The organism is Acidimicrobiales bacterium (assembly GCA_040219515.1).
GTDB lineage: Bacteria > Actinomycetota > Acidimicrobiia > Acidimicrobiales > Aldehydirespiratoraceae > JAJRXC01.
The window spans coordinates 60,129-84,104 of sequence record JAVJSI010000016.1 but is presented as its reverse complement, the minus strand read 5'-3'; the positions used below and the strand labels follow the sequence as shown (position 1 = coordinate 84,104).

The window sequence follows — 23,976 nt, the reverse complement described above, 5'->3', positions numbered from 1 at the left end:
GCGGTCCTCCTGGAACCTGGCGGGGTGGTCACGCGTACAGCGCGCAACGACCTCCTACCCGGCTGCCGGGCGCGCCAAACAAGCGATCCCCGCCGGACCCGGGGTCAGGGAACGACGGTGCCGGTCAGGACCGGGTCGAGCTGCACGCGGAGTTCGAGCTGGTTCTCGGCGATCGGGATCGGGAACCCGAACAGCGTGTTCAGCACACCGGTGAACAGACCACACCCGGTGATGGCGAGCTCCTCGGTGAAGCCGCCGTGCAGGACCGCCGTGCCGTCGGCCTGGTCGTAGGCGACACCGAGCGGATCGCCGCCGGGACCAGCCGACAGCGATGCCTGCACCGGCCCGATCGCGCACGACGACGGCAAGAGCGCGCTCTCGAGACCGATGGCGAAGCCGAACCCGAGGTCGATGGCGCCGTTGGCCGGAACCACCGTGCCGTTCGGGGCCACGAACTTGGGCACCAGACCGACGGTGACCTCGAGACCCTGGATGAGTTCCACCGGAATCTCGATCGGGTCGAGCTCGATCGAGTCGAGACCGAACTCGAGGTCACCGTCGACCGAGACCTCTCCGGAGATCGCCGGGCACGCCCCGAGCGGGCAGCTGGGCGTGGCGAACTCGAATCCGCCGATCTCGATCGCGATCTCGGTGATCTCGATGTCGACGTCGCCGGGTTGCTCGACCACCGCAGCGATCTCGATGCAGTCCTCGCACGTGGCCAGATCGAGGCCGTCGGGTCCGCCGGCGCGGCCGGCCGTCAGGATGTAGAGCGATTGAAAGTCCTCCGTCGCGGCATCGACCGTTGCCGTCACGTTCACCACGAGTTCGTCGGCCGACACGAAGGTGGTGGAGTTGACGAGCAATCCGCCGAGCGAGATCGCCGAGCTTCCCGGATCGAAGTTCGCACCGCTGACGGTGAGGTCACGCGTTTCCAGCAAGCCGAGGCGGTCCGGGGTCACTGCCTCGACGCTGGTCTTGGTCGCTCGACCGATCCGTATGTCGCCGGCCGTCGCGACGGCGGTCCCGCCGGCGAGATTTCCGGCGGTCGACTCGAACGCGACGAAACGCCCGTCGCCCGACACCGCCGGCGATCCGCTCGCGCCGTTGGCCGGGCCACCGTCGTTGTCGACGCTCACGGTTCTGCGCTGCACACCGGCGAGGTCGACCGGCGAGAGACGCTCGACCGACACCACATCGTCGCCCACGACGAATGACACCACGAACCTGGGGCCACCGTCGATCAGGGCCAGGGACGGTGCCGAGGCGATCTCGGCGCTGTTGCTCAGGCGCAGGGTGCGATCGATCGCGCCGAAGACCCGACTCGTGACGAATACGTCGCGGCCCGAGTTGCCGTCGGTGCCCTCGAGGTTGGTCGCTTCGGATGAGAACGCGATCACCGGGGCCGGTGCACCCAGGTAGCCGGTGGCTTCGTCGCTCACCACCGGTTCTGAACTGGCACCGTTCGATTGCTGGAACGGGCGGGTGACAGTATCGGGCACGCTGGCCCGCGTGGTGTCGCCTCCCGCACGGGCCGACAGGAACACGTCGGCGACGCCGTTGCTGTCGCCACTGACGAGGTTCGTCGCCAGCGACGTGTAGGCGACCCATTCTCCCGAAGGGCTGATCGAAGGCTCGCTGCTCGCACCGTTGGCTTGGTTGCCGCTGCTCCGCACGCTGACCCGTTCGGTCGTGCTTGCGACCCGGTCACGAACGAACACGTCGCTACTGCCGTTGGTGTCGCCCGCCACCAGGTCCGCACCGGTCGACACGAACGCCACGTACCGACCATCGGCGGAAACCGACGGCTGCGACGCAGTCCCGGCCGACTGGCCGCCGCCATTCGTCACGCTCACGCGCTCGGTCGTACCGGCCACACGGTCGCGGACGAAGACGTCCTCGGTGCCGTTGGTGTCGCCCGCCACCAGGTCCGCACCGGTCGACACGAACGCCACGTACCGACCATCGGCGGAAACCGACGGCTGCGACGCAGTCCCGGCCGACTCGCCGCCGCCATTCGTCAGGCTGGCCCGGGACGTGACCAGGCCATCGCGGACATACACATCGCTCGTGCCGTTGGTGTCACCGGCAACGAGGTCATCAGACGCCGAGACGAACGCCACGACCTCGCCGGTCGCCGAGATCGCCGGATCGGTGCTGGCTGCCGTGCTCGGTGGTGCCGCCGTGCTGTAGCCGTCGGGGACGTTGACCCGACCGAGAAAGGTGCACCCACTCAGTGTGAACATCGCAGCTGCGACCACCACACCCAACGCACGTCGTCCGCGATTCGCCCGTCCCTGCTTCATGAAAGTGCCTCCAACGCCCCCCGGTGCACGTCCCCCGCACATCCGCCGGGCGAAGGTAGCGCACGTCCCGCGTCCCCCACAAGGAACGCCGACCACAAGGAGTGGTCGCCGGCCGCGCCAGACGCGGACTTTCTCCTCAGTGTCTTCAGCGACGAGCGCGACCGACCAGGCGACGCGTGAGCTTTCTGACCACTGTCCGCGCCGCAACCCGACCACTGTCGAGGTCCTTTGTCAGCCGTGCGAGCTCGGAGGCGTGCCGGCGCTCGAGTCGGTCCAACTCCTGCTGGTTCTCTCGCGCCGCGTCGTCTCGTTCATCGGCCAGCTGCCACGTGCGTTCCTCGAACATGGAGGCTTGCCGTTGCACCCAGTCGAAGAGCTTCGAGTCGACCGCGTCCCAACGCCAGCTCGGATCGCCCATCGCCGTTGCGTAGGACTCGAGCTCGGCTTCGCGCTCGGCGAGCGGCATCCGCCGTCGGGGAGCGGTACCGAGATGCAGGACGGTCGGCACCAATCCGCTCGTCGCCGTTGCGCCCGCCGCGATGAACTGCTGATACATGAACGTGTCGGTGTTGATGTCGGGTGGGGCCGGCCGCCAGCCCTCGGGCAATGACCGATAGGCATCCATCCGATGACCGAACGAACTCAACGAGCTGCGATTGTCGTTCTCGAGCAGTCGCGCCCTGTAGGCCGGCCGGTCGAGATCGTGGATACGCCCCTTCATGCTCCCGTCGGGCTGGACCCGCGTGTCGAGTCCGAAGACACAATCGTGATCGGCGAGCCGGGGCACGAGGCGAGCGAGATGGTCCGGAAACCAGACGTCGTCATCCCCGAGATAGAAGACCGCGTCGACATCGGTGTGCTTCGTCAAGACGTCGTGGCGACTGCGTTCACCGTGCCGCTCACCCTTGGGATACGGAAGCCAGCGAACTCTGGCGTCGGCGGCGCCCAGCGCCAGCACCGTCGCTGCGGTCGCATCAGGTGCGCCGTCGCCGACGACGAGCACCTCCGCCGGCGCCAGGTCCTGATCGAGTACCGAGCGGATGGCGAAGCGCACCATCGGACCGTGGTCGAATGTCGGGATCATCACGCCGATCCGAGTCGGCTGGCCGTGTGTCATTCCCCTAGGATGCCCTCGTGTTGATCGGGTGGAGCGGCGATGGCATCGCCGCGGTGCAACAGCGAAGAACCACCGCGCACCGCGATGCGCGCGGTCAATTCACCGAGATATGGCGTGACGAGTGGCACGACCACGACGATCGACCTCGCCAGTGGACGCTCTGCACGAGTCGTTCGCGAACGCTGCGCGGAATGCATGTCCACCGCCGGCGCGTCGATCAACTCGTGGTCGTGAGCGGCACCCTTCACCTCGCGCTCCATGACATCCGCCCCGACAGCCCCACCGCGGGGTCGTCGGACTTCCGGCCGCTCGGCCCCGAGGACGGCTCCATCCGAATCCCTCCTGGTGTCGTCCACGGCTTCTGGTTCGACGACGCCGCGTCCTACCTGCTCGGCTTCTCCCGAGAATGGGACGGCTCCGACGAGTGGCGCTGCCGCTTCGATGACCCCGGTCTCGGGATCGACTGGCCCGACGAACGTCCGCTGCTGAGCGACGAGGACGCGGCGGCCGGGTCGCTCGAGCAACTGATGCACGACTTCGCCACAGACCGGTTCCTGGCGTGACGAGAGCAACGGTCGACGGTATCGAGGGCGTCACCCTGCAACCGTTCACGCCCCATCGCGACGAACGCGGCTCACTCACCGAGATCTGGCGTGCGAACACACAGGAAGGGTCCGCACCTCGCCAGTGGAACGTCGTGCGCAGCGAACAGGGCGTGCTCAGAGGTGTGCACGTGCATCAGCGACATCACGACCTCCTCCTGCTCGCCGAGGGCGCCGCTGTGATCGGTCTCCACGATCTTCGCGCCGCTTCGCCGAGCTTTCGGCGAGCTGCGACGGTCGAGCTGCGCGCCGGCTCCGGGGCGATCGCGATTCCGCCTGGCGTCGCCCACGGCTTCTGTTTCACCGAGCCGTCGATCCACGTCTACGCGGTGTCGCACTACTTCGATCCCGCCGACGAGCACGGATGCCGCTTCGACGATCCGGAGCTTCGGCTCGACTGGCCCGTCACCGAACCGCTCATCAGCGAGCGCGATGCCGCCCTCCCGTCGCTTGCTGAGCTCATGTCGACGCTCCCGCCGCAAGTGCCCGCAGCTGAGCCACTCGTCTGACTCCCAAGGCCCCGTCCGCGGCCGACGCCAGCGGGGCCGGGCCCGTCCCCGCGACGAACCCGACGAACGCCGCCAGTTCCGCCAGGAGCGGCATGGTGTCGGCCACCCGTTCCACCCGCACCTCGTCGTCGCCGGTCGCTCGGATCTCCACCACCCCGTAGTCGTCATCGGACAGCCGAGCGGTGGCGGTGCTGCCGAACAGCAGGACTTCTCGACGGACGCGGGGCGCCCGGGCGGACACATCGACGTGCAGCCATGGCGCCCCCTCGTCGCCCAGCGCGCCGATCAGGCCGGCGAATGAGCATTCGAACGGCTCGCTGCGGCCAGACGTGTCGTCCACGAGGCCGCTGACGCGCTGCGCCGAGATCGCCGACGGGATCCCACCGAGCACGTGATTCGCGATCGAGAGATCGTGGGGCAGCAATGTCCAGACCGGATCGGTGTCGGGATGGCTGTCACCCCACTGGTGGCGGACTGTCGACATACCGGCGATCTGCCCGAGGGTGCCCTCCGCCGCCAGTTCGGCGAGTCGGATGACTGCCGGGTGATACCGCCACTTCTCCATGACGAAGACGCGATCAGCCGCGCGCTCAACGATCTCGTCCGCGGCCCCGACGTCGTCGGTCATGGCCTTCTCGGTGAAGACCGGAACGCCGAGGTCGAGCCCCTGGTGGATGAAGGTCGCGTGGGTGGCGACCGGCGTTGCGATCACGACGCCGTCGACGTCGTCGAGCTGGTCCACCGTCGAGGCGACGCGGTGGGCGCCCAGGCCCCGCGCCCTCTCGCGTCCCGCACGCGACCGCTCGACGACCGTCACCGTGCACTCCAGCGCCAGGAGATCCCGCAGGATGTGTCGTCCCCATCGCCCGCACCCGACCAGCCCGATTCCTGTCACGGAGGAAGCGTAGGCGGCCAGGTCGTCGAGTGACCGGGTCTCGGATGGGACGGCGGATGGACGCGGCCCCCGGAAACGGGAGGATCCCCGCCGAAGCGGGGATCCTCGAGGTTCTTCGGTGGTCGGGCTGAGAGGATTTGAACCTCCGACCTTCGGTCCCCCAGAACGATTTCGGAAACGGGAGCCGATTCTCAGAACTCAAGGGCTCCGAAACCTGAGGAACCGCTAGGAGTCCACGCCTCCCGACCTCGTCCGTTCACGGTTGGTCCCGGACCTTCCCCGAGGGCCTGTGTCCACCAGGTGTCCAATCACGCGGCCTCAATGCCTTCGAGGGCCGCCCGAATCGTGGTGTCCAGCGCCGCCGTCAGCGACTCATCGATACTCGGGAAGAGATGGCCGTACGTGTCCAGCGTGACGCTGATGGAAGAGTGTCCAAGTCTCTCCATGATGGCCCTCGGGTGAGCTCCTTCTGCGATTAACAGCGCGGCGCACGAGTGCCGGAGGTCATGAAAACGGAAGTCCTTCGGCAAGTCCGAGGCCGTCGAGCATCGCACGACCGCTGGTCGGTAATGCCGACGGTAGAAGTTGCTGTGGCGAATCTGCCCACCGGAGTCTGTCGTGAAGACGAGGTCCCGGGACGAGCGCTCGAGCAGTCGCGGACTCAGCGCGGCCAGCACTTCCGGTGGAACCCCGACGGTTCTCTCCCGGCCGTTCTTGGGCGTGCCCTCGACGAGTCGACCACGCACCTCCTCGACCGACCTCCTAATCGTCACCCTCCCTCTAGAGCTGTCGACGTCCCCTACGCGCAACGCATGTAGCTCGCCTGCCCGAAGACCAACGAACGCAGCGAACAGCACCAGCGGCGAGTAGGTCCTACCGAGTTCGGTGGCGAGGCGAATGAGTTCCTCGGCAGGCGCGAACACCATCCGCTCCGAGGCCGTCGTTCGCGGCGGTGGCAGGCGAACACCATCCGCCGGGTTCTTGTCCACCAGACCCTCACTCACTGCCAGCTCGAGGACGGGTCGGAGAACATTCACGACGTTGCGCACCGTCCTTGGCTGGCGGCCACCGGACGTGAGCCCAGCCACGAACTGCTGAACATCTCGAGCGTCCAACTGCGAAACCGGGGTGGTTCCAAAGGCAGCCTCGATGTGACCCTCAATAATCGACTCGTAGGCCACGACCGTCGTCGGCTTCAGTCGGACGCTCTCAAGTTCAAGCCACCGGCGAGCAACGGCACGGACCGTTGCCTCCCGCTGGCGCTTCGCATGAAGCTCGAACTCCGTCCGCGTCTGATACGAGCCGACGTCCAGTTCTCTACGTACTCTCGTCGCGAAGCTCGACGCGTCCCGCTTCAAGTCGAAGCGCTTGGCGCGTTCCTTCCCATCGGGCTCTCGCCATCGGACCTTCCAGCGGTCAGCAGCACGGTGAACGCTCACGGAAGCCACGGCGTTGCCCCCAAGTTGACGGTTGATGCTGTCATGCGGTCACCGAGCCTTGACGCGTCGCCGGCAAGAAGCCCCGCTTTCGGCACTCGCGCACCCATCTGTCGACTGTCGTCTTGGGCACACCATTTGCCTCGGCAATCAGCTTGTTCACCGCCCGACTCCGAGGTGCAAGGAATCGGTACACGTCGGCGACTTGGCGATAGAAGTTGTCTCCTCGCTTCCGGCCGGGCGGGATGTCGAGACGAGCCTTCTCCAAGGCCAACTCCTTCGGCTTCCCGCTCCTGCGCTCTAGACGCGGCTCATTGGGCCGGTGACCCGTGAAGTCTTCCATCTGGCTGTCGAACATCTCAGTGACCCACGTGCTCTCGGCCTCCGAGCCGAAACTCGTCGCGTAGTGCCGGGCTGCGGTAGCCAGTTGCGGGGCTGGGAGCTGCATCCGCGATTCGAGGTCCACGCGGTTGACGTTCACCACTGTCTCGATTCGTGCCAGAGGAATCGCACGAAGAACGTCGGCGTCGACAGGTGCTCCGCCGCGACCCAAGACGAAGACCTCGACCGACCGATAGCCATGACCGGCGTCCGCCAGCCGGACCCACGCCACATGGTCTGGGAGGGATGACGTCACAGCACAAATCCACCCGCCATTCCCGAATGACACCTCGATGGCTGGATTCACCATGACTCACCTCCTAAGGTATAGGTCCGCATACTATTGCATAGTCGACCCAATTCCGCCAGAGTGCGTCCGGATGAGCACCTGACCGCACGGAACTGAGGCAGATATGACCGACGAGAACCTGACGAAGTGGCTGGACGACCTGGAGGCGGATGGCCGAACCATGGCCGACGTGACAACCGTGGAGTCGGCGATGGGCATCCCGCGAGCCCGGCTCTACGAGTGGCGAGCACTCGACCGAGGCCCGCTCTCTATCCGCCTCGGCGGGAAGGTCCAGTACCCCATTGCCGCTCTCCGCAAATGGCTCCTGGAGTCCGCTGAGCGGAGTTCGCGGGGCGGTGTGACATGACCAGGCCGAACGTAAATCGACCGTCGGACATAGGCGACCGTGGATGAACGCGACCGACGCCTCAACCTTCGCGAGATTGGCGTCACGGCCCTCGGGTGGGCCAGGTATGGCAACAGCCTGGTCCTCAAGGGCGTCGTCACCACGAGAGCCGGAATAGTCATGCGTGTCTTGGCCATCGACGCAGACCGAGACGGTGCGAGCGTCTTCACCTCCCGGCGCCGGCTTCAACAGCTGCTCGGCTTTCGGTCCGCAGCGATCGCTCCGCTTCTGCAGGAGCTTGTAGAGGTCGGCCTGCTCGAACTCATCGCTATGGGCCGCGGTCGACGCGGCAGTGAGTACTCACTGACCGTAACTACCTCCATCCTCGACCAACTAGCGGTTCCCCATCCGGAACCGCTGCGCGTCGAGGGGACGCACCCCTCAGCGGTTCCATCGGTGACGGCAGCGGTTCCGCCGAAGACCGCAGCGGCTCCCCTGCGGTACCAAACCAGTAGAACCTCGGGTAACCAGGGCGTCCAACGGGCGACATCGCTCGAACCACCTCCGCCGCCTCCGGTATTCGTCGCGGGATGCGATCGCCGCGCAGACCGCGAAGTCAACGCACTCGGCCTGCTCGCGGCACGAGGGCGCTTAAACGGAGTCGATAACCAAACAACTGGCAACCGGCCGGCAACCGAGGTGTCCCGGCCATCCCACGAGCAAGGCGGCCGCTGATGCCTAGCGTCAGTTCGTACGACCCCGACGAGGACGAACTCGAGCAGGGCGACCAGCCGGATGACGAGCTGGACCTTGTCGAGGAGGCGCTACGAGCAGCTCTGAACGCCCTCGGCCGCATACGGAACCACCCGGCCGAGTCGGTACGCACCTGAGCACTAGGCGCTCGGAGAACTGCGGAAGCAAGGCTCTGGGCCCCGGGGGGGGTGTCGAAAGTTCAGCCGACGCACCGGGCTCCGAGACCCCTGGCCCTCTCGATTTACATATTGGGCGAGAATCTTCCTCGAGGCGGTACTCATCGATAGCCGGTTCGGCGAGAAAGTTCGGCGCGAGTTGATGCCGGCACTCACGTCTGTCACCCGCCCCACGAATCGCGGTGCCCAGTTCGAGCTCGCATTCGACATCTGGGAGAACGAGCTCCGCGGCGACCACAGGAGCTCTAACGATGGACGTCGGACCTCGAGCACGCGGGAGAATAGTCGGGAGAGCTCCATCGTCGGCTTGTTGAGCTGTTCGACATTCCGCGATGCCGAGAAGCCCTCGCCACCGCTTGAAACAGCTCAACCGACGAACCGGGCACCCTTGCGGCGGTTGCATCCCCGGCACAGAGTCTGGAGGTTCTCGAACATGTCTGAGCCTCCGAGCGCAATCGGGACGATGTGGTCAACCTCGAGAGAGAGCCACGAACCAACTCCGCGACAATGCTGACAGACGTACTCGTCGGACCTCCACACGGCGAGTCGAAGGTGGAGTGAAAGTGGCCTCCGCGTCGGGCTCAAGTCGAGAACTCCTCCAGCGACGGCGGCCGCCTGCGAAGCATCGGCGAGTCGAGCAAGAGCCCTTCGCTCATGCTCTCTCCCAAGAGGGCTAGCGGCCTAGTCAACGCCCAGACCAGTGCCGGTACTGCGCGGTCCGCGGAGGGGAAGACGGCGCAGAGCTGTGCCCGTCTGGAGCCGTCATCTCGAAGCAGCGACTCTCGGGTTCCTGTCACCGCCCCGAACTCGACATCGAGGGCCTTCTCGACATCGAATCCCACGAGGGCAGACAGCCGGTCGTTCGTCGTCTTCCTGATGCTGATGCCTTGGTCCCGGCCCACGACAGCAGCCCGAAGCTCCATGGCAGCCATGTCGCGGAATCGCTTCGCGGGGAACACCTGCACGCGATGCCTCCGGATGAGGCCCTCGGTGCTCCCGCTACCGCCCGACCACCCGACGACTTCCCGCTGGCCGTCCTCCCACTCGATGTCGGCGAGCGTGAGGGCAGTGTCGGGCCCCTCGAGGAGGCTGAGGTAGGCACGTCCATCGAGCACACGACCGGAAGGGGCTTTGCCTCTGCAGTCCTCGACCCCCACGCCGATTCGAAGGTGATACGCGCCGAGTTCGACACGACCGGCCGCTACTTGCGCACTGGCCAGCGATAACTGGACTGGACGGCTCGACAGCTGCGGCGTGAGCCGCAGTTCAGTCCGGTCCCAGAAGCGGAATGCGGGCTTGCGTTCCGCTCGCCCCACCGCCCAGCGCTCGCGGTAGTACTCAGCGAGTTGTGCGGTAGGTAGGTCGAACTCGTCGAGTTCATCTTCATCACCGCGGAGATAGGAATCCCAGTTGTGGGCCACCGGCGCCAAGAAGACTTCGCGTCGAACGTTGTGCTGCAGCAGCTGCTCGTCGACCTCAAGTAGCTCAAGTGCATTCCGAATGACCCTGAACCGCCAGTTGGGCCCCTTGCCGAAGCGATTCGACTGATGGCGCCCCGCTTGGTTGACATCTCCCTCAGCCACGCGGCGGGCGTACGATCGAAGCTCCTCGAAGAGGTCACCCGAGAACTGAAAGTGGCCGTAGCCCTCGGTGAACCCGACCGAATGGAGCATCTTCGTCCCTCGGTATGTGACGCGGTTGTAGACCGAGGAGCGGCCGAGCGCCGACGACGTCGTTATGAGGGCGGGAGTCGGGTCCTTCACAAGGCCAGCAATCTCGGTTGTGTTCCCGCGGTACTTGTTCGCGAGGAAGGTGCGCGTCTCGTTTGAGAGCATCAGCAGGGCAACGAGCTTTCCGCCGAGCAGCTGCCGGTAGGGCTCGACGGCGCCGAGGACGAACGCGTCGTAGACGTTGTAGAGCCTTAGGTTGCGCTGCTCAGTAGTCCAACCAATCGCCTTCTCGCGGGAGCGTTGAGCGATGACCGGGTCGCCCAATGCGAAGATTGCCAGCAGCTTGTCGTTCTGCCGGTCGCGGACGAGGAACCGGCTCCGTCGCCCGTACCCCTGAGACACCGGGACGGACCACTGAAGAGCTGCAAATCGAAAGGTATCGGCGTCCCCCTGGGTCCGAACGGGGACCACGACCGGGTCAATCGCCGCGGGGTCGACATCCGAACCGTTCGCGAACTGCTCGAGCATCCGGTCCTCGTTGGCGACCAGCCACTCAGTCGACGAGTCGAGGAGCTCCTGTCGCTGTGTCCCATGAGCCATGCGCAGATGGTCCTTCGCGTCTGTCCCCTCGGAGTCGAGTGCCAGGGCCGTGTGGCCGCGCACGTTCGCGAGTTCATCGAGCACCCTCTGGCGGAGGGCCTTCTTCTCCTTCTTGGTCGGCATGCTCATCGCGTTCACCTCGGACGCTCTCGGCCGGGGCCCTTATGGCCCCGGCCGCCCTCGTGCTTCCTATCCCGCTCCCGTATCGGCGCCCTTCTCGGCGGGTTGCTCATCGTCTTCCTCATCTTCCACCCACGGGCCCTCGTCGAACTCACGGGCGTCCTCCAGTGAGTCCGCTTCATTGAAGACAAGCGGGTGCAGGTCGAACGCGTCCGCGAGCTTCCTAGACCACTCGAGGCGCTCGGACCGATAGAAGATGCGCATCTCCCCCGTGGAATCAATCTCGCTCATCCCCAACACGAACAGCGTTAGTTCGAGCCCGGAGCGAATCTCCGCCTGGCCGGCATCGAGTCGGCTATAGACCTCGCGATACCACGGATGCGCTGTGTTGACCCGCACTACGAGCTGGCTGCCGTCCATGTAAGGGGTGTAGAAGGCCTCGTCCGCGGTCTGGTTGATGAACTCGACGCGGTACGGGCGCTTCTGTTGCCGGGCGACGATGGCCTCCTCGATGTCCTCCTCCGGAAGCCCGGTTTCGGCGGCCGCCTCCTTGACCCGGCGTCGAAGATTCCGCGCCGCCTCGGCCCTCGCCTCATCGCTCTCCTTTCGGGCGCTCCGGAAGTCGCGCTCGACCACCTTGGCAATGACCTTCTCCGAGGGTCGCTGAGTGTTCTCGTCGGCCTCATCGGGAATCGCATCGTCCGAGATGTCGTCGAGCTTTCTCTCTGCGCCAACCTGGTCGCGGAGGGAGTTCATCGCCCGGACGACCCCGTGCGTCCTCAAGAGGTCCTCTACGCGCTCGTTGAAGACGATGGTCTGCTTGTCCGGTGTCACCCCGAACACCTCGTCGAGGGCAGGCGGGAAGTCAAGGGCAACGCCGACCTGGCGCATGTAGTTGTTCCAGGAGATGACGTCCGTCTTCACGAGTTCGATGAAGCGGCCATTCCTGGTGACGAAGACCCCGTTGTTGTTCTTCCGGACGTTCGCGCGCACCTTGGATGGCCGGCCGCGCCCCGACGGCAACGCAAGCGCGTTGTAGGCGGGGACGCTCAGGTACGAGAACCGCACCTTGACCGGATGCTTCTGCCCGTTCGCGTCGGGGACATCGAACTCAATCGAAGTCTGCGGGTCGGCTCCGGGGTAGTCATCAATCTCAAACCATCGATGACCAGGCGTCGTGAACAGCACATCGACGGGTTCGACTCGCGCTCCCTCGACCACGAGGCGAATAACTCCGAGCCAGCTCGCGTAGGTAATCCCAAGGTGCTCGCGGTACTTCGCCGAGGCCTGGGGTCGCTTGTGCCAGTTCAGCCGGTCCAGCTTCCGCCAGATGACAACGGTGCGAACGGCGTCGACGCCGCCCTCAAAGGCCTCGTGCTCATCGCTAGCGCCGCGTTCGATGTAGTCGACCACCCAATCCGGGAGGTCTCCGTCGTTGACCTCAGGGAGTTCGACGAGCCCGCCCACCTGCGACAGATTGTCAAGGTCGACGGTCACCTTCTTGAAGCCGCCAGGGTTCGTCCGGGAGATGACGTCGTAGGCGCGCCCGCGGTTCACGGAGGCGCTGGAAAGCCCAAACCCGAACCGACCAAAGGTGTTGCGTTGCCCCTCGTTCGACGAGCCGCCCCACTTGGTGGCGTGCGGCAGGAACGTAGCGTCGATGCCGGAGCCGTCGTCGATGAAGGCGACCTCCTCGATGACGTTGCCGTTGGTCTTGAACGCCAGGTGAACCTGTGTGGCCCCGGACTCGATCGCGTTGTCGATGAGGTCGCCGGCTGCGTGCGCTTCGTCCCGGTAGCGAACGGACCGCATGGTCTCCGCCAACATCTTCTCGTCGACGAGCCCGGCGGAGCCGCTGTTGGCAGCCGCCTTCTTCTGATTCTCGAGCTGACGCTTCTTGACGTAGTCGCGCTGCTTCTCGAGATGCTCCTGAGCTGTGTTCTTCCTAGTCATTTCAGTACCCTCCTCGGGTTTGCTGTTGCACAGCGACTGTTGCGCTGTGTGGTGCCCCGGGGGGCTGTCCCCCGGGGCGACTTCTAGATGTCGGGGTCAGGCCGACCCGGTGTGGCGACACTGTCGCCGAATCGAGGCTCTTGCGGCCGTGCGCCGGCGACTAACGGTGGAGACGGACCGGTCGAGGACCTGGCCAATCTCGTCATCGGTAAGGCCTGCCAGGTCGAGTTCTACGACGTGGCGCTGGTGCTCGGGCAAGTCCTGGAGCATGGCGTTCAGACCCAGCAGGTCCTCGAACGAGGCCCGATGGTCGGTCCAGGCCGTGTCATCGACCAGTTCGTCTTCGGGGTCATCGGGGTCGTCACCGGCGACAAGCAGGTCGAGTTCGCCGAGTTCTCGGACCTTGCGGGTCTTGGCCCGGCTGTAGTACCTCGGGCGATTCTTCGACATGGCGAACGCCAACCGCATCGGGTCGTACCCCAGCCGCTTAGCTGCTGCGTACGCATCGACAAGGATGTCGGACGCAAGGTCCTCGACGTCCTGTTCGTTCAGAAGGCTCGAACTCCGGCGCTTCACACCAGCGTGGAACTGGCGAAGCTGAGCCTCGGTAACGGGCGAATTGTCGGGCAAAAATGAATGAACCATGGGTTCCTCCGTAATCAGAGAGAGCCCATGGCAAGCCATGACGAGTATCGCCTCGGGGTGTATTCGAGCCGGAACAGTTGTCCAACCCGGGCCCTAGCTCTCGGGGATAAGTTGTGAAACGAGAGTGTACCACGGTTTCCCGCCCCGTACCGGAGTAACCGGGACGGCTCAGAAATGTGCCTCTCATGGAGTAAAGGCCACCCACACCCCAGTTTTTTGCACGCGGACCCAGAACTTTCTTGGGAGCCGAACTCCGAGACCGGACCGGCGTGTCCATGCGGTGTCCGAACCCAACATCGAGCCCGCTACACCCGGTACGGACCTTGGGCCAATCCCCAAGGTCCGCTGCGGGAGTTTCGTTGTCGGGCTGAGAGGATTTGAACCTCCGACCTTCGGTCCCCCAGACCGACGCGCTAACCAAGCTGCGCCACAGCCCGTGACGGCAGTGACGATACCCGCGTTGGGGGGCCGGACCTACCGCATTGGAGTACGTTCTCCCGGTGCCTGGTTCTCCCCCACCAGAACGGACGCGCCTCGTCACGCGGGCGGCGCTCCTGGCGACTCGACGACCGCGTGCGACGCTCGTCGTCTGGGCCGGCCTGCTGCTTCTCGGCAGCTACGCCTACGCCGACGGACTCGACCGCGAGGGCTTCCCCCCGGTCAACATCCCCGTCGTCGTCGCGGAAGCCACGTACTTCGTGGACGATCCCGCTCGGGTCGACGCCGAGATCGCGATCCCGTTCGAGGCCGCCTACGCCGACGTGGAGGGGGTCGACCAGATTCGCACGTTCGCTCGCGACAACGGGTTCGTCGGCGTCGTGGAGTTCGACTCGTCATTCTCGTCGCGCGACGGGGTGGCCGCGCTCACCGCGGTGGCCGAGCCGGTCCTCCCGGACGTGGTCGATCTCACCATCGAGCCGGTCGACGCCACGAAGTTCAACGACACCTACGACATCATCGTCACGATCATCGGCCCCGACAGCGCCTCGGCGGACACGCTCCAGTCACAGGCCAGTCGGGCCGCCGACATGCTCGACGGTCTCGACGAGGTCTCGCTGGCCGAACCCCTGGACCTGCTGACCGCATCCGTCAACCCCACGACGGCCGAGGAGGAGATCCGGCGGACGTCGTTCACGCGCTACGCGGAACAGGGCGACACGTCGAGCACGGAATCGATCGGCGTCGGCCTGATCCGCAACGACGACGCCGACGTCGACACCCTCGAGTTCAGCGACGCCGTGCAGCAGCGACTCGACGACGGTGTGGGCCTCGACGAGGGCTTCAGAGCAGTGATCGGCGCGGAGTTCGCCGACGACATCCGGGCCCAACTCGGCTCACTCACGTCCAACCTCCTCGTCGGCCTCGTCGCAGTGGCCCTCATCAGCCTCCTGCTCATCGGCTGGCGTGCGGCCGTGCTGACGGCGGCGTTCATGGCCACCGTCATGCTCACGTCGCTCATCGGCCTCCTGCTCATCGGCTACTCGCTCAACACCATCACGCTGTTCGGGCTCATCCTGACGCTCGGGCTCCTCGTGGACGACGCCATCGTCGTCAGCGAATCCGTCGATGCCAATCGGGACATCGCGACCAACGAAGACCCCCGTGAGGTCGGGGTCATCCGCGCCGCGGTCGATCGCGTCGGGGCAGCCTCGTTCGCGGGCACGCTCAGCACCCTCACCGTCTTCGCACCGATGGTGTTCATCAGCGGCATCCTCGGCGAGTTCATCCGTCCGATCCCGGTCACCGTCATGCTCACCCTGGCGCTGTCGTTCCTGCTGTCGGTCACCGTCATCCCGACACTCGGTCGTGTCTTCATCCTGCGGGGCTCCAGGGCCACCGGGCCCGTCGTCCGCCTCCAGAAACGCGTGGCCCGCGATCTCGGTCGTCTCGCCGCCTATCCGGCCGGTCACGGCTGGCGGGGGCGCGTGGTGTGGGTGGGGCTCGTCGCCCTCGCCGTCGCCATGATCGCCAACTCCTTCGGTGCGGCCGGACGAATCGGATTCAACATCTTCCCTCCGACCAAGGACTCGAATGCGCTCCAGATCAGCGTCGACTTCGACCCCGGCACCACGATCGACGTCGCGCGAGCGATCCAGGCCGACATCGACACCATCGTGCTCGACGTACTCGGGGACGATGCCGAGCGCTACCAGGTCGTGAGCGGCAATGCTCGGGGCTCGTTCGCCTTCGTGGATCTCGTGCCGATGAGCGACCGCGGTGAGACCTCGCCCGGCTACGTCGACCGTATCGAGCAGGCCACCGCCGAGGTCGAGGGCGTTCGGGTCGTCGCGAATCCGGTCGACGTCGGACCGCCGGTCGACGAGTTCCCCTTCCAGGTCCAGATCGTCTTCGACGAAGGCCAGCTCGCGGCGGCCGAGGCCCTCGCCATGGAAGTGGCCGAGGCGTTGCCCGGGAGCATGATCGACAAGACCACGGGTGACCCGACCCGGTTCACCACCGCCTTCGTCGCCTCCGCCGACCAGGTGTGGCGGACCGACGGGGTTCCCAAGCTCGAGGTGCGGGCGGCATTCGACACCGACGACACCACCAGCAACCTCACCGCCGCCGAGGACTTCGTCGCCGATCGCTGGCCGGCGGCCGATCTCGAGGCCCGCGGCCTCGATGCCGATGCCCTGAACTTCGACTTCGGGCTGGAGTCCGACAACCAGGACGACTTCGCATCGCTGGGGATCGCCCTGATCTTCGCCATCGTTCTGACGCTGCTGTTCCTCGTGCTGCAGTTCCGTTCGCTGGTCCAGCCGCTGCTCGTGTTCCTCGCCGTGCCGTTCTCGTTCTTCGGCGTCTTCAACCTGCTCGAGCGCACCGACAACTCCATCAGCTTCTTCGTCGGGGTCGGGTTCATCGCCCTCATCGGCGTGGCGGTCAACAACACCATCCTGCTCGTCGACGCCGCGAATCAGGCCCGCGGGCGCGGCGGGACTCCGGCCGAAGCGATCCGTGAGGCCGTCGAACGGCGTTTCCGTCCACTCGTGGTCACGACTGCGACCACCGTGGCCGGGCTTCTTCCACTGGCCCTCAGCGACCCGTTCTGGGAAGCGCTCTGTTTCGTGTTGATCGGTGGCCTCGTGAGCTCGACGTTCCTCGTGCTCACGGCCTTCCCGGCGCTCTATCTGGCCGTCGAGACGGTCAGAGCCCGGGTCAACCCGCGAGTGCGGCGCCGCTTCCGACGGGCGTGATCAGGTGGCCGACGCGGCGGCGATGCTGCCGACCGCGCCGTCGAGCAGCGAGTTGAACTCGTCGTCGCTCTGCTGGGCCGAGAGGCCCTCGGTGAGGGCACGCGAGAAGCTGGCGATCATGCCCTGCTGGCGACCGAGTCGGGCGCAGGACTCGTCGCGTGAGTAGCCGCCGGACAGCGCCACGACCTTGAGCACCTTGGGGTGCGCGATCAGGTCGGCGTAGAAGCCGTCGGCCTCGGGAAGCGTGAGCTTCAGCATCACCTGCTGGTCGTCGGCCAGACCGTCGAGATTGCGGAGAATGGCGGCCTTGAGCAACGCCTCGGCCTCAGCCTTCGTCGAGGAATTGATGTTGACCTCGGGCTCGATGATGGGCATCAGCCCGTGACCGAGGATCTGCTTGCCGACCTCGAACTGCTGGTCGACCACCGCATCGACGCCTGCGGCGTCGGCCTCGTTGATGACCGAACGCATCTTCGTGCCGAACACGCCCTTGCCCACGGCCCGCTCGCACAGCGCGTCGAGATCGGGCATCGGCTTCATGACCTGCACGCCGTCGACCTCGTCGGCGAGGCCCTTGTCGACCTTCAGGAACGGCACGACGTTCTTGGTGTTCCACAGGTACTCGGCGGTGCCGACACCGTCGATGTCACGGTCCATGGTCATCTCGAAAAGGATCGCGCCGAGCACCCGGTCGCCGTTGAAGCTGGGGCTGGTGACGATGCGGCTCCGCATCGCGTGGATGAGATCGAACATCTCCTCCTCGCCGTCGTAGGCGTCCTCCTCGATGCCGTAGAGCTTCAGCGCCTTGGGAGTGCTGCCACCACTCTGGTCGAGGGCGGCGATGAAGCCGCTCTCGTTCTTGATCTTCTGGAGCATGTCCGCGTTCATGACGCCTGAGGATAGGCGCGTCCGGCGCCGATCGCCTGGGTCGGAAGACCCGGCTCAGAAGAGCAGCAACAGTCCCTCGACGGCGCGCCACAGAAGGTAGGCGGCGGCGAAGGCCACACCGACCCAGAAATGCCAGGGCGTCGTGTGGGGAGCGTGGTCGACACCCGGCGTGCCCTCCACTGGTCGACCGCAGTCGGGACAGTTGCCGTCGGCCGAGAGCGACGACGGTGTCCAGTTCTTCTCACACGGTTCGCACCACGGCATCGGTCGAGGCTAGGCGGACCGGAGGGGATTCTGCGGCTCAGTCGCGACGGATCGCCATGATGGCGGTGTCGTCGTCGATCACGCCTCCGGCGTGGTCCTTCGCCGCATCCAGCAGTGCCTTGCACAGCACGTCGGCCGGCGCGTTGAGCTCACGTTCGGCGGTCTTGATGATGCGCTCCTCACCGAAGAGCGGGCCACCGGCCCGGGCTTCGGCCAGGCCATCGGTGTACATGACCACCAGGTCGCCGCTCTCCATGGAGATCTCGCGCGAGAAGTAGCCGGCCTTGGGGTCGAGCATCAGCAGCGGGCCGGTGGAGCGCAGTGGCAGGGTGCCGTCCTCCTGGAACAGGAACACCGCCGGGTGACCCGCCGAGGCGTACCGCAGGGTGCCCGCTTCGGTGTCGAAGACGATGACCACGGCCGAGATGAACTCCTCGTGGCGGTCGCCGGCCGCGAGCTGGGCGTTGAGCTCTTCGAACGCCTGGGCGGGATCACGGAACTGCCGCAGGAACACCCTGAGCAGGTATTTCGCCTGAAAAGCGGTGATCGAGGACTCGATGCCGTGACCCGCGACGTCGCCGATGACCGCCGCGACGCGGGTGGGGCTCAGGCGATGGACATCGAAGAAGTCACCCGCCATCAGACCCGAGCCGGCCTGGTAGACGCGACCGATCTCGAAGCCGCTGAAGTCGGGCACCTCTTCGGGCGCCAGACGAGCGGCCCACGCCTTGGGGGCCAGCTGTTCCTGTTCGAGCGCCTCGCCGGCTCGGCGTTCGAGGTCGAACCGGTTGCGGGCCATGCGCGCCTCGCGGCTCGAACTGCGAGACCACCAGAGCCCGGCCACGGCCGGCACGATCATCAGACCGAACGGGCGGGCGCCGGTGCCACCGCCACCCACCACCGCAGCCGTCGCCGCCGCGAGCGCGAGCAGGCCGTAGAACAGCGAGGTGTGCGCCTCCTTGCGGTACGAGGCGAACGCCAGCGAGTGGGCCTCGATGTCCATCGCCGGATCGGAGTTCACGAGCGAGACGAGCCGCACTCTCAATCGGGCCGAATGGGCGTAGACCGCGGCGGTCGCCGAAGCGACCAGGGCGAGAATGCCGAGAATGATGGTGGTCATCGGGCCTCCTCCGGCGACACGGGCGAACTCGGTCTGTGAATGGTAGCGCTCAGTCGCTGCGCTTTCGGACCCGCACCTTTATCGGTGTCGATCCGAGCGAGAACGCCTCGCGCAGCGAACGCTCGAGATAGCGCAGGTAGGTGGAGGGGACTTCCCGATTGGCGAACAGCGTGAACGTCGGCGGATCGGTGGCGCCCTGCGTGGCGTAGAGAACCCGCGCCCCGTGGGGCGCCGGCTGGGCGGCCTGGGCGGCACGGATCACCTTGTTCACCTCGCGGGTCGGAATGCGGGTGCGGTACTCCCCCACAGCCGTCTGCAGTGCCGGCCAGAGCCGATTCACTCCCTTGCCGGTCAGCGCGCTGATGCGCAGGACCGGCGGATCGGCCAGGAACGACAGCTTGCGTTCGAGATCGTCGGCGATCTTCTCGCGGGCCTCGGTGCCGAGGAGTTCCCACTTGTTGAGCAGGATGACGATCGGACAGCCCGCACCGTCGACCCGCTCGGCGAGACGTTGGTCCTGGTGGGTGATACCGATCGTCGCATCGATCACCAGCAGCGCCACGTCGGAGAGGTCGACGGCCTTCAGGGCGCGCACGGTGGAGTAGTACTCGGTGTCCTCGTCGATGCGGGACTTGCGGCGCATGCCGGCGGTGTCGACGAACTTGATCGGTCCGTGTTCGGTCTCGACGATCGTGTCGATCGCATCGCGGGTGGTGCCGGGCCGGTCGTGGACGACCGAGCGCTCCTCACCGATGAGCCGGTTGAACAGTGTCGACTTCCCGACGTTGGGGCGACCGACCAGGCTGACCGAGAACATCTTCTCGTCGTCGGCGTCGAGCGTGTCGTCCTCGTCGGACTCGTCGGTGCGTTCGGGCAGCAGGGCGATGAGCGCGTCGAGCAGGTCGCCGGTGCCCTTCCCGTGCAACGCGCTGACCGGGAACGGGTCGCCCATTCCCAGCCCCAGCAGCTCCCAGATCGCCGCCTCGTGACTGACGTCGTCGACCTTGTTGCCCACCACGAGAACGGGAATCGGCGAGCGGCGCAGGAGATTGGCCACCTGCACGTCGTCGGGAGTGACCCCAACCGTCGAGTCGAGCACGAACATCACCACGTCGGCCTCGGCCATCGCCCGCTCGCTCTGCGCCGTCACCTTGTCGTCGAGTTCATCGCCGTCGGTCATCCATCCGCCCGTGTCGAGCAGACGGAACTCGTGACCGAGCCATTCGCACTCCACTTCCTTGCGATCGCGGGTGACGCCCGGTCGCTCCTCGACGATCGCCTCGCGGCGCCCGAGGATGCGGTTGACCAGGGTGGACTTGCCGACATTGGGCCGTCCGACGATCGCAACCAACGGCTTCTTCATCGGACGCCCTCCAGGGCTCGGCGCAGGGCAGCGCCATCGGTCGCAATGACCTCGACGGGTCGCGGCAGGTCCTCCGGGCGGGTGCCGTCGAGGAAGACACCTCGACTCAGACAGACGTCGGGCAAGACGTAGCGGTGGCCTTCGGGCTCGGCGGCGAGGACGCGGGCGATGTCTTCGCCGACCATCAGGCCGCTCACCCCGATGTTGCCGCCGAAGTAGTCGTTGGGGACGGGGATCACCCGCACGTCGTCGCGCCCGATCTCGGCCACGAGCGGCGCCAGAATCGGCGCCCCCAGGGTGCCGGTGAGAATCCCGACCGGCGCGTTGGGTCGAGGCGTCAACGAGACCGGGACCAACGCGACCGGACCGCTCCCGGCTGCGGCGACCGCCGTGGCGGGCGAATCGGTGCGAGGCGCTCGATAGCCGTCGGCGGGAGCACCGTCGACCCAGGCGAAGAATCCGGCCTGCGTGCCGGTCGGCTCGGCGGTGGGGTCGTGGAACTCGGCTTCGAGAGTGCGGGCCATGCCGATGCCGTCCTCGTGCATCGGGAAGTCGCCGTAGATCTCGGCGGCCGGAAACGGCCGCTCGGCGAGCAGGTAGTACTCGTCGGCCGCGAACACCACGCGGCGGCCGAGGGCAGCGAGAAAGGTCTCCTGCCAGCCGTCGACCACATCGACGACGCGCTGGGCCTCGGCCAGCGTGTGGGGCCGCATGCGCTCCTGGGTGTTGAACTGGGAGACGCCGAGCGGCACCACGCACACGGTGGCGAGTTCGGGGAAGCGTTCGAGGACGCCGGCCAGGGTGTCGTCGAGCACGTCGCCGTCGTTGAGGCCCGGGCAGACCACGACCTGGCCGTGGACCTCGATCCCGGCGTCGAGCAGGGCCCGAAGCCACCGCAACGAGACGGCGCCGCGGCGGTTGCGCAGGATGTCGGCGCGGATCTCGGGGTCGGTGGCATGAATCGACACGTGCAGCGGCGACAGCCGCTCGGTGATGACCCGCTCGAGATCGAGCTCCGTGAACCGCGTGAGCGTGGTGAAGTTCCCGTAGAGGAAGGACAGGCGATAGTCGTCGTCCTTCAGGTAGAGCGACCGTCGCATGCCCTTGGGGAGCTGATGGATGAAGCAGAACTCACAATGGTTGTCGCAGGTCTGCACCTTGTCGAAGACCGCGGCGTGCACCTCGATTCCCAACGGTTCGCCGTCGGCCTTGTGCACCACCGTCTCCACCCGGGCATCGTCGCGCTCGATGGAGAGATGCACCTCGGGTTCGTCGGTGAGGATCTGCCAACGGATGACGTCGCGCGGCACTTCGCCGTCGATCGCCCGGATCTCGTCGCCCGCGCGGATACCCGCGAGGGCAGCCGGCGAACCCGGCTCGACCGCAACGACTCGGGGCGACGACATCCCACAAGGCTAGCGCTCGCACCCGACAGCCCATGATGGCGAACGACACACCAGGAGATTGCATCTACGCACTTTTCGTGTTATTTCATGCTGTATGACCATCACCGTCACTCGCATCGACGATCGTTTGATCGCGGTCAAGCGCGCCGAGGCCTCCGACCCCGGCCGCCGCCGTCGCGAAGCGGAGTTGCTCGCCCGCCTCGATCATCCGGGTCTGGTCCCCTACGTCGACTTCGTCGACGGCGACCCGCCCGAACTGCACACGGCCTACGTGGGCACCGACACCTGGGCCCGCACCCCCCCGGCCACCGACCGCGAGATCGTCGAAGGCCTGGCGACGTTGGCATCGACCGTCGCCGACCTCCACGACCTCGGCCTGGCCCACCGGTCCCTCGTCGCCGACCACGTCGTCGTGAGCGGCAGCCGCCGGCCGGTGATCTGCGGACTGGCCGACGCAACCCCGTTCGACCCGGTCGGTGAAGCCGACGACCTCGCGGCGCTCGGTGACCTCATCCGCCATCTCGCCCCGGGGGCCACAACCGAGTTGCGGGACGCGCTCCTCGGCCTCGCCGACGAGGCCTCGACCGGCAGCCTCACGGCCCGGACGCTCACCGACCGCCTCGACGACATGCCGACCGCCTCGGGCTCCCTCGGCCGCCGGCGGGTGCGCCTCCCCCGCCACCCTGTCGCCGCGGCATTCACGGTCGCCGTCGCCGTTGGAGGAATCTCGTTGATCTCGGCGATCGGCGCCAACGACCCCACGACCGCCGACCCGGCGTCCGCTCCTCTCGTCGCCTCCGCCTCCTCGACCACACTGTCGTCGACGTCGACGTCGACGTCGACGTCGACCTCGAGCACCGCCCCCGCCACCACCACTGCCGAGGCCACCCCCGTCCCCGGCCCCACCCAGCCTCCGGAGGCCGCCATCGAGTTCGTGCACGAGGGACGGCGCTACGGTCTCGGCGACCCGACCGACATCGCGGTGCTGGGCGACTGGAACTGTGACGGCACCAAGACCCCGGCGCTCCTCCAATCGGCCACTGGGCTCGTCGCCGTCTTCGCCACCTGGCCGGCGGCCGACGAAGCGGCGACAGCCACCGCCACCAGCCTCGCGCCCGAGGCCGTCGGCCTCGAAGCGGTCGAGGATCTCGACTGTCACGAGCTCCGCATCCTCGAGCCCGGCGGCTCCCGACTGTTCACCACGGAGACACCATGACCACGGACCCATCGGCCTCGGTACCTGCGCTGCGTCAGAGCGCGACGATGGCCGCGATCGCCACTGCGAGCGCACTCCTGCTCGTCCGGCTTCCCGTGTCCGGGCCACCCGGCTCGACCACCGAACTCGAGACGTGGTGGGCCGAACTCGGCACGGCCGGCGCCACGATTGCGCTGCTTCGCCACGTGGGCATCGCCGTGGCTGGATGGCTCGCTGTCGTCGCCGTCCTCGGTCTCGCGGCTGCCCTCACCCGGTCAGCGTTCGCCGCCGCCCTCTGGAGGTTCACGGCGCCGCGTTCGCTGCGTCGTGCACTCCTGGCCTCGGTCGCAACGATCACCGTCTCGGTCCCCGGCGTCGCGCACGCCGCCGACCCCGCCGAGCCCCCGCTGCTCCACGACCTCGGTCCGGTGAACCAGCCGGTCGACGAGACGGGCCCGGTACTACGCGACCTCGGTCCCGCACCCGACCCGGTCCCCTCGGGCACCGCGACCGCCACCACGACCGAGACCTCACCCTCGACCGCGGCGACCTGGACGGTCGCGCCCGGCGACCACCTCTGGCGGATCGCCGAGGAAACCATGGCCGAGCGCGGCGCAACCCCCACCACCGCGTCCGTGACGGCCTACTGGCAACGGCTGATCGACGAGAACCGGACTGCGATCGGCGACGACGTCGACCTCATCCATCCCGGATTGGTTCTTTCACTCCCCGACTGACCCGAGAC

The 23,976-nt window shown here is 66.7% G+C and carries 20 protein-coding genes and 1 tRNA gene; 7 read left to right on the top strand and 14 right to left on the bottom strand.

Translation table 11 applies throughout. The features are described from left to right. Positions 1-104: 104 nt before the first annotated feature. A complete protein-coding gene (locus tag RIB98_16370; GenBank protein ID MEQ8842558.1) occupies positions 105-2,306 on the bottom strand; it encodes a hypothetical protein in 2,202 nt (733 codons plus the stop codon). Between the two features lie 145 nt (positions 2,307-2,451). Then, complete coding sequence (locus RIB98_16365; GenBank protein ID MEQ8842557.1) at positions 2,452-3,423, bottom strand: glycosyltransferase family A protein; 972 nt, start codon at positions 3,421-3,423, stop codon at positions 2,452-2,454. A 17-nt stretch (positions 3,424-3,440) separates the two neighbouring features. On the opposite strand from RIB98_16365, the gene RIB98_16360 reads away from it, so the two are divergent. Both RIB98_16360 and rfbC read left to right on the top strand, forming a co-directional pair. Continuing rightward, the gene (locus RIB98_16360; GenBank protein ID MEQ8842556.1) at positions 3,441-3,986 is read left to right on the top strand and encodes a dTDP-4-dehydrorhamnose 3,5-epimerase family protein; all 546 of its coding nucleotides are present in this window, start codon (positions 3,441-3,443) and stop codon (positions 3,984-3,986) included. Next, on the top strand, positions 3,983-4,534 hold the full coding sequence (gene rfbC, locus RIB98_16355; protein MEQ8842555.1) for a dTDP-4-dehydrorhamnose 3,5-epimerase: 552 nt from the start codon (positions 3,983-3,985) through the stop codon (positions 4,532-4,534). The genes RIB98_16360 and rfbC overlap by 4 nt, the downstream gene beginning before the upstream one ends. Here the strand turns inward: rfbC and RIB98_16350 are convergent. The 3 genes from RIB98_16350 to RIB98_16340 all read right to left on the bottom strand — a co-directional run bounded on the left by RIB98_16350 (position 4,485) and on the right by RIB98_16340 (position 7,556). Beyond that, on the bottom strand, positions 4,485-5,429 hold the full coding sequence (locus tag RIB98_16350; protein ID MEQ8842554.1) for a Gfo/Idh/MocA family oxidoreductase: 945 nt from the start codon (positions 5,427-5,429) through the stop codon (positions 4,485-4,487). The genes rfbC and RIB98_16350 overlap by 50 nt on opposite strands. 308 nt (positions 5,430-5,737) lie before the next feature. Continuing rightward, positions 5,738-6,868: a site-specific integrase gene (locus tag RIB98_16345; protein ID MEQ8842553.1), complete on the bottom strand. Its 1,131-nt coding sequence runs from the start codon at positions 6,866-6,868 to the stop codon at positions 5,738-5,740. 40 nt (positions 6,869-6,908) lie between these two features. Beyond that, positions 6,909-7,556, bottom strand: coding sequence for a hypothetical protein (locus RIB98_16340; protein ID MEQ8842552.1), 648 nt, complete (start codon positions 7,554-7,556; stop codon positions 6,909-6,911). Between the two features lie 103 nt (positions 7,557-7,659). On the opposite strand from RIB98_16340, the gene RIB98_16335 reads away from it, so the two are divergent. Then, entirely contained in the window at positions 7,660-7,902 is a 243-nt protein-coding gene (locus tag RIB98_16335; protein ID MEQ8842551.1) for a hypothetical protein, read from the top strand. Positions 7,903-8,615: 713 nt separating this feature from the next. Further along, positions 8,616-8,771: a hypothetical protein gene (locus tag RIB98_16330; GenBank protein ID MEQ8842550.1), complete on the top strand. Its 156-nt coding sequence runs from the start codon at positions 8,616-8,618 to the stop codon at positions 8,769-8,771. A gap of 620 nt (positions 8,772-9,391) precedes the next feature. Here the strand turns inward: RIB98_16330 and RIB98_16325 are convergent. The 4 genes from RIB98_16325 to RIB98_16310 form a co-directional block, all read right to left on the bottom strand. Beyond that, on the bottom strand, positions 9,392-11,209 hold the full coding sequence (locus RIB98_16325) for a DUF4338 domain-containing protein (protein ID MEQ8842549.1): 1,818 nt from the start codon (positions 11,207-11,209) through the stop codon (positions 9,392-9,394). A gap of 60 nt (positions 11,210-11,269) precedes the next feature. Beyond that, complete coding sequence (locus tag RIB98_16320; protein MEQ8842548.1) at positions 11,270-13,153, bottom strand: ATP-binding protein; 1,884 nt, start codon at positions 13,151-13,153, stop codon at positions 11,270-11,272. 96 nt (positions 13,154-13,249) lie between these two features. Beyond that, a complete protein-coding gene (locus RIB98_16315) occupies positions 13,250-13,837 on the bottom strand; it encodes a sigma-70 family RNA polymerase sigma factor (GenBank protein MEQ8842547.1) in 588 nt (195 codons plus the stop codon). 323 nt (positions 13,838-14,160) lie between these two features. Then, positions 14,161-14,235, bottom strand: a tRNA-Pro gene (locus tag RIB98_16310). Between the two features lie 63 nt (positions 14,236-14,298). Between RIB98_16310 and RIB98_16305 the strand changes: the two genes are divergently transcribed. Beyond that, a complete protein-coding gene (locus tag RIB98_16305; protein ID MEQ8842546.1) occupies positions 14,299-16,995 on the top strand; it encodes an efflux RND transporter permease subunit in 2,697 nt (898 codons plus the stop codon). On the opposite strand, the gene RIB98_16300 is transcribed toward RIB98_16305, so the two are convergent. Genes RIB98_16300 through RIB98_16280 form a run of 5 tightly spaced genes read right to left on the bottom strand, consistent with a single transcriptional unit; the run spans position 16,996 to position 22,036 of the window. After that, positions 16,996-17,883 carry a fructose bisphosphate aldolase gene (locus RIB98_16300; GenBank protein MEQ8842545.1) on the bottom strand — a complete coding sequence of 296 codons (888 nt, stop codon included), beginning with the start codon at positions 17,881-17,883 and terminating at the stop codon, positions 16,996-16,998. 54 nt (positions 17,884-17,937) lie between these two features. Beyond that, entirely contained in the window at positions 17,938-18,147 is a 210-nt protein-coding gene (locus RIB98_16295) for a hypothetical protein (protein MEQ8842544.1), read from the bottom strand. 37 nt (positions 18,148-18,184) lie between these two features. Further along, on the bottom strand, positions 18,185-19,267 hold the full coding sequence (locus RIB98_16290; protein ID MEQ8842543.1) for a PP2C family protein-serine/threonine phosphatase: 1,083 nt from the start codon (positions 19,265-19,267) through the stop codon (positions 18,185-18,187). Positions 19,268-19,316: 49 nt separating this feature from the next. After that, positions 19,317-20,630, bottom strand: coding sequence for a ribosome biogenesis GTPase Der (gene der, locus RIB98_16285; GenBank protein ID MEQ8842542.1), 1,314 nt, complete (start codon positions 20,628-20,630; stop codon positions 19,317-19,319). Then, complete coding sequence (locus tag RIB98_16280; GenBank protein MEQ8842541.1) at positions 20,627-22,036, bottom strand: DUF512 domain-containing protein; 1,410 nt, start codon at positions 22,034-22,036, stop codon at positions 20,627-20,629. The genes der and RIB98_16280 overlap by 4 nt, the downstream gene beginning before the upstream one ends. Positions 22,037-22,130: 94 nt before the next feature. Between RIB98_16280 and RIB98_16275 the strand changes: the two genes are divergently transcribed. Together RIB98_16275 and RIB98_16270 are read left to right on the top strand one after the other, a co-directional pair. Continuing rightward, complete coding sequence (locus RIB98_16275; GenBank protein ID MEQ8842540.1) at positions 22,131-23,252, top strand: hypothetical protein; 1,122 nt, start codon at positions 22,131-22,133, stop codon at positions 23,250-23,252. Next, complete coding sequence (locus RIB98_16270; protein MEQ8842539.1) at positions 23,249-23,968, top strand: hypothetical protein; 720 nt, start codon at positions 23,249-23,251, stop codon at positions 23,966-23,968. Before RIB98_16275 ends, RIB98_16270 begins: the two co-directional genes overlap by 4 nt. Positions 23,969-23,976: the final 8 nt, after the last annotated feature.

Coding starts and splice junctions, on each gene's coding strand:
- RIB98_16370 (MEQ8842558.1), bottom strand. CDS start 2,306: ATGAAGCAGGGACGGGCGAATCGCGGACGACGTGCGTTGGGTGTGGTG.
- RIB98_16365 (MEQ8842557.1), bottom strand. CDS start 3,423: ATGACACACGGCCAGCCGACTCGGATCGGCGTGATGATCCCGACATTC.
- RIB98_16340 (MEQ8842552.1), bottom strand. CDS start 7,556: ATGGTGAATCCAGCCATCGAGGTGTCATTCGGGAATGGCGGGTGGATT.
- RIB98_16335 (MEQ8842551.1), top strand. CDS start 7,660: ATGACCGACGAGAACCTGACGAAGTGGCTGGACGACCTGGAGGCGGAT.
- RIB98_16330 (MEQ8842550.1), top strand. CDS start 8,616: ATGCCTAGCGTCAGTTCGTACGACCCCGACGAGGACGAACTCGAGCAG.
- RIB98_16325 (MEQ8842549.1), bottom strand. CDS start 11,209: ATGAGCATGCCGACCAAGAAGGAGAAGAAGGCCCTCCGCCAGAGGGTG.
- RIB98_16320 (MEQ8842548.1), bottom strand. CDS start 13,153: ATGACTAGGAAGAACACAGCTCAGGAGCATCTCGAGAAGCAGCGCGAC.
- RIB98_16315 (MEQ8842547.1), bottom strand. CDS start 13,837: ATGGCTTGCCATGGGCTCTCTCTGATTACGGAGGAACCCATGGTTCAT.
- RIB98_16300 (MEQ8842545.1), bottom strand. CDS start 17,883: ATGAACGCGGACATGCTCCAGAAGATCAAGAACGAGAGCGGCTTCATC.
- RIB98_16295 (MEQ8842544.1), bottom strand. CDS start 18,147: ATGCCGTGGTGCGAACCGTGTGAGAAGAACTGGACACCGTCGTCGCTC.
- RIB98_16290 (MEQ8842543.1), bottom strand. CDS start 19,267: ATGACCACCATCATTCTCGGCATTCTCGCCCTGGTCGCTTCGGCGACC.
- der (MEQ8842542.1), bottom strand. CDS start 20,630: ATGAAGAAGCCGTTGGTTGCGATCGTCGGACGGCCCAATGTCGGCAAG.
- RIB98_16280 (MEQ8842541.1), bottom strand. CDS start 22,036: ATGTCGTCGCCCCGAGTCGTTGCGGTCGAGCCGGGTTCGCCGGCTGCC.
- RIB98_16275 (MEQ8842540.1), top strand. CDS start 22,131: ATGACCATCACCGTCACTCGCATCGACGATCGTTTGATCGCGGTCAAG.
- RIB98_16270 (MEQ8842539.1), top strand. CDS start 23,249: ATGACCACGGACCCATCGGCCTCGGTACCTGCGCTGCGTCAGAGCGCG.